The sequence below is a fragment of the Bradyrhizobium sp. CCBAU 53351 genome (assembly GCF_015291745.1).
Taxonomy (GTDB): Bacteria; Pseudomonadota; Alphaproteobacteria; order Rhizobiales; family Xanthobacteraceae; genus Bradyrhizobium.
This window is the reverse complement of record NZ_CP030059.1, coordinates 191,472-203,919: the sequence shown is the minus strand read 5'-3', so window position 1 is coordinate 203,919 and position 12,448 is coordinate 191,472. Positions and strand designations below refer to the sequence as shown.

Annotated in this window: 13 protein-coding genes and 1 pseudogene; 8 read left to right on the top strand and 6 right to left on the bottom strand. The window is 65.7% G+C overall.

Annotation, left to right across the window (positions count from 1 at the left end):
• Nucleotides 1–85: 85 nt before the first annotated feature.
• Nucleotides 86–646, bottom strand: coding sequence for an ATP-dependent protease subunit HslV (hslV, locus tag XH83_RS00985; RefSeq protein ID WP_194405259.1), 561 nt, complete (start codon nt 644–646; stop codon nt 86–88).
• A 193-nt stretch (nt 647–839) separates the two neighbouring features.
• Here hslV and hisB point away from each other — a divergent pair, with 193 nt between their 5' ends.
• The 8 genes from hisB to XH83_RS00945 all read left to right on the top strand — a co-directional run bounded on the left by hisB (nt 840) and on the right by XH83_RS00945 (nt 5,927).
• Nucleotides 840–1,433, top strand: coding sequence for an imidazoleglycerol-phosphate dehydratase HisB (gene hisB, locus XH83_RS00980; RefSeq protein ID WP_194405258.1), 594 nt, complete (start codon nt 840–842; stop codon nt 1,431–1,433).
• Nucleotides 1,434–1,490: 57 nt separating this feature from the next.
• On the top strand, nt 1,491–2,021 hold the full coding sequence (locus tag XH83_RS00975) for a DUF2628 domain-containing protein (protein ID WP_194405257.1): 531 nt from the start codon (nt 1,491–1,493) through the stop codon (nt 2,019–2,021).
• A complete protein-coding gene (gene hisH / locus XH83_RS00970; RefSeq protein WP_194405256.1) occupies nt 2,018–2,668 on the top strand; it encodes an imidazole glycerol phosphate synthase subunit HisH in 651 nt (216 codons plus the stop codon). Before XH83_RS00975 ends, hisH begins: the two co-directional genes overlap by 4 nt.
• Nucleotides 2,665–3,402, top strand: a complete 738-nt coding sequence (gene hisA, locus XH83_RS00965; protein ID WP_194408121.1) for a 1-(5-phosphoribosyl)-5-[(5-phosphoribosylamino)methylideneamino]imidazole-4-carboxamide isomerase — start codon at nt 2,665–2,667, stop codon at nt 3,400–3,402. The genes hisH and hisA overlap by 4 nt, the downstream gene beginning before the upstream one ends.
• Nucleotides 3,403–3,412: 10 nt before the next feature.
• Nucleotides 3,413–4,186: an imidazole glycerol phosphate synthase subunit HisF gene (hisF, locus tag XH83_RS00960; RefSeq protein WP_194405255.1), complete on the top strand. Its 774-nt coding sequence runs from the start codon at nt 3,413–3,415 to the stop codon at nt 4,184–4,186.
• 89 nt (nt 4,187–4,275) lie between these two features.
• A complete protein-coding gene (locus XH83_RS00955) occupies nt 4,276–4,602 on the top strand; it encodes a phosphoribosyl-ATP diphosphatase (RefSeq protein WP_194405254.1) in 327 nt (108 codons plus the stop codon).
• Nucleotides 4,603–4,629: 27 nt separating this feature from the next.
• A complete protein-coding gene (gene coaA / locus XH83_RS00950) occupies nt 4,630–5,586 on the top strand; it encodes a type I pantothenate kinase (protein WP_194405253.1) in 957 nt (318 codons plus the stop codon).
• A gap of 101 nt (nt 5,587–5,687) precedes the next feature.
• On the top strand, nt 5,688–5,927 hold the full coding sequence (locus tag XH83_RS00945; protein ID WP_194405252.1) for a hypothetical protein: 240 nt from the start codon (nt 5,688–5,690) through the stop codon (nt 5,925–5,927).
• 4 nt (nt 5,928–5,931) lie between these two features.
• Here the strand turns inward: XH83_RS00945 and XH83_RS00940 are convergent, their stop codons facing one another.
• The 5 genes and pseudogenes from XH83_RS00940 to XH83_RS00920 all read right to left on the bottom strand — a co-directional run bounded on the left by XH83_RS00940 (nt 5,932) and on the right by XH83_RS00920 (nt 12,322).
• Nucleotides 5,932–6,990: an AI-2E family transporter gene (locus tag XH83_RS00940; RefSeq protein ID WP_194405251.1), complete on the bottom strand. Its 1,059-nt coding sequence runs from the start codon at nt 6,988–6,990 to the stop codon at nt 5,932–5,934.
• A 125-nt stretch (nt 6,991–7,115) separates the two neighbouring features.
• A pseudogene (locus XH83_RS00935) lies at nt 7,116–7,760 on the bottom strand (histidine phosphatase family protein).
• Between the two features lie 104 nt (nt 7,761–7,864).
• A complete protein-coding gene (locus tag XH83_RS00930) occupies nt 7,865–10,090 on the bottom strand; it encodes an ATP-binding protein (protein WP_194405250.1) in 2,226 nt (741 codons plus the stop codon).
• Nucleotides 10,091–10,206: 116 nt separating this feature from the next.
• Nucleotides 10,207–10,674: a hypothetical protein gene (locus XH83_RS00925; protein WP_194405249.1), complete on the bottom strand. Its 468-nt coding sequence runs from the start codon at nt 10,672–10,674 to the stop codon at nt 10,207–10,209.
• A 109-nt stretch (nt 10,675–10,783) separates the two neighbouring features.
• A complete protein-coding gene (locus XH83_RS00920) occupies nt 10,784–12,322 on the bottom strand; it encodes a YifB family Mg chelatase-like AAA ATPase (protein ID WP_194405248.1) in 1,539 nt (512 codons plus the stop codon).
• Nucleotides 12,323–12,448: the final 126 nt, after the last annotated feature.

Genomic DNA, 12,448 nt, shown 5'->3' with positions numbered 1-12,448 from the left:
CCCGGCGCTTCGCGCGGACCTCCCCCGCAAGCGGGAGAGGTTGCACCGTGCATGTGGATAGGCTTTCGGACAAATGACCTCCGCCCTACCCTGTCGCCAGGCTCTCGATGGTCAGATTCCGGTTGGTGTAGACGCAAATATCCGCGGCGATGTCCATGGAGCGGCGGACGATGGTTTCGGCGTCCTTGTCGGTGTCGAGCAGGGCCCGTGCCGCCGCCAGCGCGTAATTGCCCCCGGAGCCGATCGCCATCACGCCGGCTTCGGGCTCCAGCACGTCGCCGGTGCCGGTGAGCACCAGGGAGACGTCCTTGTCGGCCACGATCATCATGGCCTCCAGCCGCCGCAGATAGCGGTCGGTGCGCCAGTCCTTGGCCAGCTCCACCGCGGCCCGGGTCAGCTGCCCCGGATATTGCTCGAGCTTGGCCTCCAGCCGCTCGAACAGGGTGAAGGCGTCGGCGGTCGCGCCGGCAAAGCCGCCGATCACGTCGCCTTTGCCGAGCTTTCGGACCTTCTTGGCGTTGGACTTGATCACGGTCTGGCCGATCGAGACCTGACCGTCGCCGCCGACCACCACCTTGCCGCCCTTGCGGACCGTCAAAATGGTGGTGCCGTGCCAGCCCGGGGAGCTGTTTTGGGAATCCTGCATGAATGATCCTCGTTGTCCGGCCTGATTTAGGCGGTCGACAACCGGGGCACAACAGGCCGTTCCGGGCCGAATTTCGCTCACCATAGGCAGAAGTAGAGGGCCGGCCGGCCGTTCCCGCAGTAGCGAAGGGGGCATTTGGCTGTTAATAGACTGGCGTTTTCGGCTCCCTAGCTAGGATGAAAGCCAGTTTTCAATGCGCACCGCGACGATCAAGCGCAAGACCAAGGAAACCGACATCGAGGTCACCGTGAACCTCGATGGCACCGGCGTGGCCAATATCGCGACCGGCATCGGCTTTTTCGACCATATGCTCGATCTCCTCGCCCGCCATTCCCGCATCGACCTCACGGTCAAGGCGGTGGGCGACCTGCACATTGATTATCACCATACCACCGAAGACACCGGCATCGCGCTCGGCCAGGCGGTCAAGCAGGCGCTCGGCAACATGGCGGGCATCACCCGCTATGCCGGCGTGCACATGCCCATGGACGAGACGCTGTCGCGCGTGGTCATCGACATCTCGGGCCGCCCGTTCCTGGTATTCAAGGCCGACTTCCCCCGCGACAAGATCGGTGAGTTCGACACGGAGCTGGTGCGCGAGTGGTTCCAGGCCTTCGCCATGAACGCCGGCGTGACTCTCCATGTCGAGACCCTATATGGCGATAATAGCCACCATATCGCCGAGTCCTGCTTCAAGGGTCTGGCGCGGGCGCTGCGCACGGCGGTCGCGATCGATCCGAAGGCTGTGGGCGAGATCCCGTCCACCAAGGGCTCGCTCGGCGGCTGACATTCGGCCGGCGGCACACGCCGCCTATCACTGAATTCCGAGGAACGGGGCATCACCATGCCTGTCTACACAGTTCACGCTCCCTCCCCTGCCGGAGCCGATCTGCGCGCGACCGACAAATTCGTCTTCGTGCGCGACGGCTTTCATTTCTGGGCGATGATCTTCGGACCGCTCTGGCTGCTGTGGAACAGGCTGTGGCTGGCGCTGATCGGCTATCTGATCTTCGTCGCCGCGTTCAATGCGGGGCTGTCGAGCCTCGGCGTCGGACGCTCGTCGATCTTCTTCGCTGACCTCATCGTCGCCCTCTTGATGGGTCTTGAGGCTGCGAGCCTGCGCCGCTGGACGCTGTCGCGCGGCAATTGGCGGCAACTCGACGTGGTGGTTGCCGACGACGAGGACACGGCCGAGCGCCGCTTCTTCGAGCGCTGGAGCAAATCCCAGCACGGCATCGTCAATGATCAATGGGCCGTCGATCGCGGCGGCCCGCCGCCGACCCGCAGCGTGCCGGGTCAGCCATTCTCGAACCCGCCGCCGATTCCGGCCGGCGGCATCATTGGATTGTTTCCAGAACCGGGAGGGTCAAGATGAGCGTCGCCATCATCGATTACGGTTCCGGCAATCTGCATTCCGCCGCGAAGGCCTTCGAGCGCGCCGCGCGCAGCCTGGAGAACCCGCAAAAGGTCTTTGTTACCAGCGATCCGGACCAAGCTTACGAAGCCGACCGTCTGGTGCTGCCCGGCGTCGGCGCTTTCGCCGATTGCCGCCGCGGGCTCGATGCCGTCAACGGCATGGTCGAGGCGATCACCGAAGCGGTGCGCGTCAAGGCGCGCCCGTTCTTCGGCATCTGCGTCGGCATGCAGCTGATGGCGAGCCGCGGCAAGGAGCATGTCGTCACCGAAGGCCTGAACTGGATCGGCGGCGACGTCGAGAAGATCACGCCGCGCGACGAGAGCCTGAAGATCCCGCACATGGGCTGGAACACGCTGGAGGTGCTCAGGGAGCATCCGGTGCTGAACAAGCTGCCGCTCGGCCCAAAGGGCCAGCACGCTTACTTCGTTCACTCCTATCACCTCAACGCCGCCAACGAGGCGGACGTGCTCGCGCGCGCCGATTACGGCGGGCCTGTCACCGCGATCGTCGGCAAGGACACCGCCATCGGCACGCAGTTTCACCCCGAGAAAAGCCAGCGCTTCGGCCTCGCTTTGATCTCGAACTTTTTGCGATGGAAACCGTGATTCTCTTCCCCGCGATCGACCTCAAGAACGGTCAGTGCGTGCGCCTCGAGCAAGGCGACATGGCGCGCGCGACCGTGTTCAACCTCAATCCGGCCGCGCAGGCGCAGAGCTTTGTCGAGCAGGGCTTTGAGTATCTGCACGTCGTCGACCTCGACGGCGCCTTCGCCGGCAAGCCGGTGAATGCCGAGGCCGTCGAGGCGATGCTGAAGACGATCAAGATTCCGGTGCAGCTCGGCGGCGGCATTCGCGATCTCCAGACCGTCGAAGCCTGGCTCGACAAGGGCATCACCCGCGTCATCATCGGTACTGCCGCGGTGCGTGATCCGGAGTTGGTGAAATCTGCCGCGAAGACATTCCCCGGCCGCGTCGCGGTCGGGCTCGATGCGCGCGACGGCAAGGTCGCGGTCGAAGGCTGGGCCGAGACTTCGCAGGTCACGGTGCTCGAAATCGCCAAGCGTTTCGAAGATGCCGGCGTCGCCGCGATCATCTTCACCGACATCGCGCGCGACGGCCTGCTCAAGGGCTTGAACCTCGACGCGACCATTGCGCTCGCCGATGCCATCTCGATTCCCGTGATCGCCTCGGGCGGCCTCGCCTCGATCGAGGACGTCAAGGCGATGCTGACGCCGCGCGCGAAAAAGCTCGCCGGCGCGATTGCGGGCCGCGCGCTTTACGACGGCCGGCTCGATCCCGCGGCTGCCCTCACCTTGATCCGCAACGCGCGCACCGCCTAGGAGCCGACACATGTTCAAGGTGCGCGTGATCCCCTGCCTCGACGTCAAGGACGGCCGCGTCGTCAAGGGCGTCAACTTCGTTGACCTGCGCGATGCCGGCGATCCCGTCGAGGCCGCCATTGCCTATGACGCCGCCGGCGCCGACGAGCTCACCTTCCTCGACATCACCGCCACTCACGAAAACCGCGGCATCATGCTCGACGTGGTCCGCCGCACCGCGGAAGCCTGTTTCATGCCCGTCACCGTCGGTGGCGGCGTGCGCGAGGTCAACGACATCAAGACGCTGCTGCGCGCGGGGGCCGACAAGGTCTCGATCAACAGCGCCGCGGTGTCGCGGCGTGAGTTCGTCAAGGAAGCGGCCGAGAAATTCGGCGAGCAGTGCGTCGTGGTCGCGATCGACGCCAAGCGGGTCAAGCGCCCGGGCGGTGAGCGCTGGGAGATCTTTACCCATGGCGGGCGCAACTCGACCGGTATCGATGCGATCGAATATGCCCAGGAAGTGGTCTCGCTCGGCGCCGGCGAAATCCTGCTCACCTCGATGGACCGCGATGGCACGAGGAAAGGATTCGACATCCCGCTGACCCGGGCGATCGCCGACAGCGTGCCCGTTCCGGTGATCGCCTCGGGCGGCGTCGGCAATCTCGACCATCTCGTCGACGGCATCCGCGATGGACACGCCACGGCTGTGCTGGCGGCCTCGATCTTCCATTTCGGGGAATTCACCATCCGCGAAGCCAAGGAGCACATGGCCCGCCGCGGACTGGCGATGCGCCTCGATGCCTGACGACTCCCGTTCGTAAAAGTGCTACATGAGGTAGCGGGGATGGCCTCCGTAGCCAAGTCTGCTGCCAAGCGTGTTTTCGAGTAAGTCCGATGCCGCGTTTCACGATCCACGATCTGGCCGAGACCATCGACGCCCGCGCGGCGGCCGGCGGCGAGGCGTCCTATACCCGCAAGCTCCTCGACAAGGGCGCCGAGCATTGCGCCAAGAAGTTCGGTGAGGAAGCAGTCGAAACCGTAATCGCAGCAGTCGAAAACGATCGCGCGCATCTGATCGCTGAAAGTGCCGACCTGCTCTATCACTTCCTTGTCTTGCTCAAGGCCCGCGGCGTAAAGCTGGAGGAGGTCGAGGCGGCGCTGGACAAGCGGACGAATATGTCTGGGTTGGAAGAGAAAGCGTCACGCAAGAGCGGCAGCTAGTCAGGCTCTCAACGGAAAGGTCGCGTCATGGATATCCGCGCACCCGAGCAGCAGTATAATCCGTACCGCGTTTATACGCGCGAAGAGTGGTCGCGACTGCGCGACGACACGCCGATGACGCTGGAGCCGGGCGAGTTCGACCGGCTGCGCTCACTGCACGACCGCCTTGACCTTCAGGAGGTCGAGGACATCTACCTTCCACTGTCGCGCCTGCTCTCGATCTACGTCGATGCGATGCAGCGCCTGTATTACGCCGAGCGCCAGTTCCTGAACATCCGCGACCGCAAGGTGCCCTACATCATCGGCGTCGCCGGATCGGTCGCCGTCGGGAAATCCACCACGGCCCGCGTGCTCCAGGCGCTGCTGGCGCGCTGGTCACCGCGTCCGAAGGTCGAGCTGGTCACCACCGACGGGTTTCTCTATCCCAACGCGGTGCTCGATCGGCAGGGCATCATGCAGAAGAAGGGTTTCCCTGAAAGCTACGACCTGCCGCTGCTGCTCAGCTTCCTCTCCGATATCAAGTCCGGCCGGCGTCATGTGCGCGCGCCGGTCTATTCGCATCTGACCTACGACATCGTGCCGAACCAGTGGGCCGAGATCGACCAGCCCGACATCCTGATCGTCGAGGGCGTCAACGTGCTGCAGACCGGCAAGCTGCCGCGGGACGGCAAGGCGGTGCCAGTGGTCTCCGACTTCTTCGATTTCTCGGTCTATATCGACGCCGACGAGGCGGCGCTGCGGCAATGGTACATCAAGCGCTTCCTGGCGCTGCGCGACACCGCGTTCACCAATCCAAAATCCTACTTCAACCGCTATGCGTTGCTCTCGGACGATGAAGCCACCGCCACCGCGATCGCGATCTGGGAGCGCACCAACCTCGCCAATCTCGAGGACAACATCCTGCCGACCCGTCCCCGCGCGACGCTGATCCTGAAGAAGGGCGCCGACCACACGGTGGAGAGCGTGGCGCTCAGGCGGCTGTGATCGCATCGGTTGAGCAGCGCTGGTCTGTTCGGGCAAAAAGTGTCTTTTGTTGCAGACCGGCAAGCGGTATTCGGCTATGACCTTCGAAATGCGAGGGCTCCATGGTTGATCGTCTCAGAAGTGCCGCCGAGCATCTGGAAGCGCCGACCTGCCCGGATTGCCATATCGAGATGAGATGGTGGCGATCCGAACTGCTCGCGGACGAGCCGGTTCCGATCATCGCGCACCTCTTCGTCTGCCCGCATTGCAAGCGCGCCGCGCAGGCGGATACCATCTTCAAGGAAACTCCGGGGCCGCCTGACAGGCTCTCCGCGCCGCGTTTTGTGGCTCACGCCGCGTAACGGGTCACTTGCGGATCTGCTGCCGCTCTTTCGAACCGATGAAGATCTGCCATGCCGTCAGGAACATCGCGGCGACGAGCGGGCCGATGACGAAGCCGTTCGCGCCAAAGGTTGCAAGGCCGCCGAGCGTGGCGAGCAGCACGACGTAGCTGGGCATCCGGATCGACTGTCCGACTAGGACAGGACGCAGAAAATTGTCGGCAAGACCGATCACGAAGGTTCCGAAAGCGAGCAGGATGAGCCCCTTCGTGACGGAACCGGACACAAGCAAATAGAGTCCGGCGGGCGCCCAGACGAGGGCGGAGCCAAGCACGGGCAGAAGCGAAAGCAGCGCCATGATGGCGCCCGCCAGCAGCGGCGCGGTCAGCCCGAGCAGCCAGAAGATCAGCCCGCCAAGCGCACCCTGGATCATCGCAACCAGGATGATGCCCTTGATCGTCCCGCGAACCGCCAGCGTGAACGCGTCCAAGATCTCGGCGGTTTGGCTCGCGCGCAGCGGCAGCGCGTCGCGGATCCGCAGGTTCAGCTCGTCGCCGTCGCGCAGGAAGAAGAACAGCAGGTACAGCATCACGAGCAGGCTCGCGACGAACTCCAGCGTCAATTGGCCGAGGTTGATCGCGTGCCCGGCGAGCTGCTGGCCGGCCGGCACCACCAGGCTCGACAGGCGTTCCTTCAGTGCGGTCAGATCGATGCCGGCCAGGCGATCCGATATGGAGGCGGCCCAATCCGGCAGCGCGGCTTTCAGCTGCTGCAGGGGATGAGCCAGATTGATCTCGCCGGTCTGAACGCGCTGGTAGAGCTCGCCGCCCTGGTCGATGAGCGACGCGATCACGATCCCGACGGGGATCAGGACCATGACGACCACCACGATGACGGTGGAGAGCGCAGCAAGGTTGCGCCATTCCGGAAACATTTCCAGGGAGCGTCGATAGACCGGCGCGAAGATGATCGCCAGCAGCGTGGCCCACAATACCGCGCCGGAGAACGGCCAAAGCAGCCAGCCGAACACGAGGGTGATCGCGCCGAGCCAGACGAGGAATGAGCGGTCTTCCGATGTTCTCACGTGTCGCCGGCCTCCAGTCGCACCTTACCGGACGTTGCTAGCACAGGACCGAGGCGGAGCGGCAAGTCATGGTCGCAAGTCACGCCCCGCCTCCGTCGCGCCGCCGGCCGGATGGATGCGGCCTGTCACTTGCCAGCCTTCGCGGTCCAATCCGCGATCTTGATGCGCCCCGCAAAGATGGCGGGGCCGGAGCCACCGGCCTTGTAAACGAAGGCTTCGCCCTCCTAGGCTTCGCCCTCCTGCACGTCGCCGGCCTCCTTGCCGAAGGCATCGGCGATGTTTGTCTTGTGGGTCATCAGGAACGTGTTGGTGCCGGCTTTCGGCGGCGCATCGACGAGTTGACGCACGGCCTGTCCCGCCTTGGCATTGGCGCCGGTCGGGTTTGCCATTCCCGACGCGCTGGCATTGCTGCTGTCCGTCAGCGCATCGACCGGCTTGACCTCGTGGCCGGAGATCAGCTTGCCGGCCTCGATCGCGCGGTTCAGCCGGCTGGTATAGACATCGCCGATCGGGATCGCGAGCTCCTTGATTGCCGCCCCGATCTGGCGCGCCATGTCCCTGCCCTTGTCGCTGAGCTGGCGCTGCGCGCTCATATCGTCGAACTTGAAGGGATAGACGTCCTTTTGGCTGTCGTCGGTGGCGGTGTGCCGGAAGATCAGCACGTAGCCGCCTTGCTTGAGCGAGGCGATGAGATCAGGCGTATCGGCCGCGGCATGTCGGGAGAAGCCGGCGAGCAGGACAATCAATGTGAGGCGGCAAAGCACGTTCATGCGCAAAATCCTCGATTGCCAATGCCCCCGAGGATGGTGACGCGCAAACCGCTCGACTTCAATTATCGAATGCTGACCGACCCGGGTTCCCGCGAGGTTCCCGATCAGACGGCCAGCCGCCGCGCGGCCGCGAGCCCTGCCAGCGCTTCGTCGAGCTTGTCGCGATCGAGCGGCTTGATCAGAAAGCCGGTCATGCCGGCTTCGAAGCAGGCATAGCGATCCTCCACCAGCGTATTGGCGGTGAGCGCGAGGATCGGCGTGTGGTGGCTGCCCGTGGCGGCCTCATGCGCGCGGATCCGCTTCGTCGCCTCGATGCCGTCGAGCTGCGGCATCTGGATATCCATCAGCACGAGATCATAGGGCGTACCGGCCGATGACGCTGCGAGCCAGGATTCCAGCGCGGCCTCGCCGTGCACGGCGATCACGACGCGATGGCCGAGCTTCGTCAGCAGCGAGCGCATCAACAGCGCGTTGATCTCGTTGTCCTCTGCGACGAGGATCGACAGGCCCTTTGCTTGTGGTGCGCCCGTAGCTTCAGCCGGTGGTTCCGGCGCGAGATCGGGCGAGGCGACCTCCGGCGCTAGCGAAAGGCGCGCGGCGAGCGAGGCCGCCCGCAGCGGCTTCACCAGAAAGCCGGTGAAGGCCGGCGACTGCTTTTCATGGCGCGAGCTCGACGTCAGCAGGACGAGGCGCTGCGGCGCATGCGCGCGGGCCATGTCGCCCAGCTGGTCGGCCAATTCAGGGCCGATCGCGCGATCGATCAGCACGACGTGCCATGAGCGCTCGGGCAGCAGCGCTTCGGCGACGGCGGCGTCCGCAACCATGCAGGTCTGGCCGCCCCAGCGCTCCAGGCGCCGCGCAATCAGCGAGGCTTCGATGCCGTCGGCGACGAGCAGGATCGACTTGCCGGCGAGGTCGGGGCTCGGAAAGGCCGTCTGTCCCGCGCTGGCTTGCGACGGCGGAAGCGGCACCGCGATCTCGAAGGTCGAGCCCTTGCCCGGCTCGCTTTCGAGCGTGATCCGGCCGCCCATGCGCCTGACGATGCGTTCGCTGATGGCAAGCCCGAGCCCGGTGCCGCCATAGGTGCGGGCGATGCGCTCGTCGGCCTGCTCGAACTCGCGGAAGATGCGCTGCTGCGCTGCCGGCGCAATGCCGATGCCGGTGTCGCGGACCAGGAAGCTGATCTCGTTCGGCCAGATGCCGGGCTCGACGATCAGCGCGACGCCGCCGCTGCCCGTGAACTTGATGGCATTGCCGGCGAGGTTGAGCAGCACCTGGCGCAGCCGAGCGGCGTCGCCGACCACTTCCAGCGGCAGCCGCTCGTCGACATAGGCGGCGATCTCCAGCGACTTTGCCTGCGCGCGCGGCGCCAGCAGCTCGGTGATCTCCTCGACCAGGACCGAGAGCGCGAAGGGGCGCTGCTCGAGATCGAGCTTGCCCGCTTCGATCTTGGAATAGTCGAGCAATTCCTCGATCAGCGCCATCAAGGCCTCGCCCGAGGTCTTGACCGCTTTGGCATAGGTTGCCTGCTCCGGCGTCAGATTGGTGTCGAGCAGGAGCCCGCCCATGCCGATGATGCCGTTGAGCGGCGTGCGGATCTCGTGCGAGGCCATCGCGAGGAAGCGCGATTTGGCGCGGTTGGCGGCGTCGGCCTGGTCGCGCGCGTCGGATAAGGCGCGCTCGGTTTCGGTGCGGTCGGTGACGTCGCGCCCCACGCTCTGCAATTCGGCGGGCTGGCCGGCATCGAGGCGGACATAACCCTCGCGCCAGGCGATCCAGCGCGCGCCGAGCGGGGTTGCGATCTTCTGGTCGTGGATGCGCGTGCCGTTGCTCTCGCGCGCGCTGTCGCCCTGCTCCAGCACGTCGAAATTAAAACGCGTGCCGACCAGCGCGCTGCGCTTTTGTCCCGCGAGCGCGCAATAGGCCTCGTTGGCAAAGGTGATGCGGCCGTCGGTCGCGCGCAGCACGATGAGATCGCCCTGCTGCTCGAACAGGCTGCGGGCGCGTTCTTCCGCTTCCTTCAGCTCCCAATTGCGGTCGATCAGGGTTTCGTTGTGGGCGGCGAGCGTCCGCAGCCGCTTGGCCACGAAGCGCAGGCGCATGCTGAGCGTCGCAAGGCCGAGGCAGGCGATCGCGAACAGCAGGCTCGCGCCGATCGCAAAGGCATGGGGATCGTAGCCGGAGTTTTCCGACCGGCTGCCGGAGACGAAACCATAGGCGCCGCCGAAGGTCGCCGAGAAGATCATGAAGGAGCGGATCGCGAAGGCTATGCGGGGGTGCTGCCGCCTGAAACGGCGCATGCGCACCTTGATCCGGAACGTCCGACCCATCGCCAACCGACCTTTGTCTCAAACCCGCCGCCGCGTGCGACGATGTCGCCTCGACCTTGCGAACAGTTTGAGGCTTTGCTGCTGCCTCCAAACAGGGTTGATGAGGTGTTAACCCCTCAGAGCGAGGCGGCCTGGAGATGGCGATGGCTGCCGCGGGCGCCGACGATCAGCGCCGCCGCCTCGCGCTGCGAGAACGACTTCGAGCGCACATAGATGCGGTAGTCCGCCGGCCCTTCGGTGGAGAGATAGATCACCTGGCCGCCATCGACGGGCTGCGCGGCAATCGAGACGAGGCGCGTGGAGGGATTGGCCTGGCAGGAATCCGGCTCGGAACCGAGGCCGTCGTCCACCACGGTGAAGTCCGCAGCGTCGGCATCGTCGGTGACTTGCACCCGGACCGTGGCCCGTTCCGGATCATCGGTGAAGGCGACATGCACGCCGGCGGTCCAGAACAGCGACGTCAGCTCGACCGAGGTGTCGCCGAGGGCGATGCAGGGATGCGAGACCGATCCGATCTCGGCCCGGGCAAACACCGCCGCCGCCAACAGGGGAACAACCGAGGCCAGGATCTTGAAACGCAACATGACACTCTACTCGCCGGGCCCTCGGGGAACTCGAAACCGAAATCAGCGGGCCTTATGGTTTGCAGAGCGTAAAGGAAACTCGTTACCGCCGGGTTGATGTGCGGAATGATCAAGCCAGCTGCCGCACATCCTCCGCGAGTGCGCGATAGGACAGCGCTTCGGCGAGATGCAGCCGGCCGATCTTGTCGGCATGATCGAGGTCGGCCAGCGTGCGCGCCACCCGCAGCACGCGGTGATAGCCGCGCGCCGACAGCCGCATCGTCTCGGCGGCGTCGCGTAGCAGTTTTGCGCCTTGCGCATCCGGCTTGGCGATCTCCTCCAGCACCGACGCAGGCGCCTCGGCATTGGTGCGGACGTTGGGCAGGCCGGCATCCGCGTAACGCGCGAGCTGGATGTCGCGCGCCGCGGCCACGCGCGCCGCGACTTCGGCGGAGCCTTCCGCCGGCGGCGGCAGGATCAGATCGGCCGCGGTCACGGCCGGCACTTCGATGCGCAGATCGATGCGGTCCATCAGCGGCCCCGAGATGCGCGCCTGGTAGTCGCCGGTGCAGCGGTCGATGCGGCCGCGCTTGCAGGCATAGCCGGGCTCGAACGCGTTGCCGCAGCGGCACGGATTCATCGCCGCGACCAGCATGAAGCGGGCAGGGTAGGTGACGCGGTGATTGGCGCGTGACACCGCGACCTCGCCGTTCTCCAGCGGCTGGCGCAGCGAATCCAGTACGCGCGGATCGAATTCGGGAAGCTCGTCGAGGAACAGCACGCCCTGATGCGCCAGCGAGATCTCGCCGGGCTTGGCGCGCATGCCGCCGCCGGTAAGCGCGGCCATGCTGGCGGAATGATGCGGCGAGCGGAACGGCCGCCGCGCCGTCAGCGCGCCGCCTTCGATCTCGCCGGCAACGGAGGCGATCATCGAGACCTCGAGCAGCTCGCCCGGCGACAGCGGCGGCAGGATCGATGGCAGGCGCGCGGCCAGCATCGACTTGCCGGCGCCGGGCGCGCCGATCATGAGCAGATGGTGCCCGCCGGCCGCCGCGATCTCCAGCGCCCGCTTGGCGCTTTCCTGACCCTTGATGTCGCGCAGGTCGAGCGTGGACGCAGCAGGCTCGTGCACCTTCGGCAAGGGCCGCGACAACACCTGCGTGCCTTTGAAATGGTTGGCGATCTGGATCAGCGAGTGGGCTGCGATGATCTGGATGTCCGGGCTCGCCCACGCCGCTTCGGAGCCGCAGGAGGCCGGGCAGATCAGCCCTTCCTCGCGCATATTGGCGCCGATCGCGGCGGGCAGAACGCCGGCCACGGGTGCGATCGAGCCGTCGAGACCGAGCTCGCCGAGCACAGTGAAGCCCGTCAGCGCATCCGGCGGAATCGCCCCGATCGCCGCCATCAGGCCGAGCGCGATCGGCAAATCGTAATGGCTGCCTTCCTTGGGAAGGTCGGCCGGCGCCAGATTGACGATGATCCGCCGCGCCGGCAGCGCAAGCCCAGAGGCGATCAGCGCCGAACGCACCCGCTCGCGCGCCTCCGACACCGCCTTGTCCGGCAGGCCGACGATGGCGAAGGCCGGCAATCCAGGCGCGACCTGCACCTGCACGTCGACCGCGCGGGCCTCGATCCCCTCAAAGGCGACGGTGGAAACCCGCTGAACCATGCTCAAACCAGCCTGCCCCTCTTGTGCAATTAGGGGTAGCAGAGCTTGGTCCTCTCCGCAAGAACAATACAGGAACATTCGAGGAGGGCGAGCAACCCCTAACCGATCGTAAACGCCGGACCGACA

What these genes read in the sequence shown, in the direction of transcription:
- hisF (WP_194405255.1), top strand. Translation starts at nt 3,413, where the DNA reads ATGTTCAAGGTGCGCGTGATCCCCTGCCTCGACGTCAAGGACGGCCGC.
- hisB (WP_194405258.1), top strand. Translation starts at nt 840, where the DNA reads ATGCGCACCGCGACGATCAAGCGCAAGACCAAGGAAACCGACATCGAG.
- XH83_RS00945 (WP_194405252.1), top strand. Translation starts at nt 5,688, where the DNA reads ATGGTTGATCGTCTCAGAAGTGCCGCCGAGCATCTGGAAGCGCCGACC.
- coaA (WP_194405253.1), top strand. Translation starts at nt 4,630, where the DNA reads ATGGATATCCGCGCACCCGAGCAGCAGTATAATCCGTACCGCGTTTAT.
- XH83_RS00920 (WP_194405248.1), bottom strand. Translation starts at nt 12,322, where the DNA reads ATGGTTCAGCGGGTTTCCACCGTCGCCTTTGAGGGGATCGAGGCCCGC.
- XH83_RS00930 (WP_194405250.1), bottom strand. Translation starts at nt 10,090, where the DNA reads ATGGGTCGGACGTTCCGGATCAAGGTGCGCATGCGCCGTTTCAGGCGG.
- XH83_RS00975 (WP_194405257.1), top strand. Translation starts at nt 1,491, where the DNA reads ATGCCTGTCTACACAGTTCACGCTCCCTCCCCTGCCGGAGCCGATCTG.
- XH83_RS00925 (WP_194405249.1), bottom strand. Translation starts at nt 10,674, where the DNA reads ATGTTGCGTTTCAAGATCCTGGCCTCGGTTGTTCCCCTGTTGGCGGCG.
- hisH (WP_194405256.1), top strand. Translation starts at nt 2,018, where the DNA reads ATGAGCGTCGCCATCATCGATTACGGTTCCGGCAATCTGCATTCCGCC.
- hslV (WP_194405259.1), bottom strand. Translation starts at nt 646, where the DNA reads ATGCAGGATTCCCAAAACAGCTCCCCGGGCTGGCACGGCACCACCATT.
- XH83_RS00955 (WP_194405254.1), top strand. Translation starts at nt 4,276, where the DNA reads ATGCCGCGTTTCACGATCCACGATCTGGCCGAGACCATCGACGCCCGC.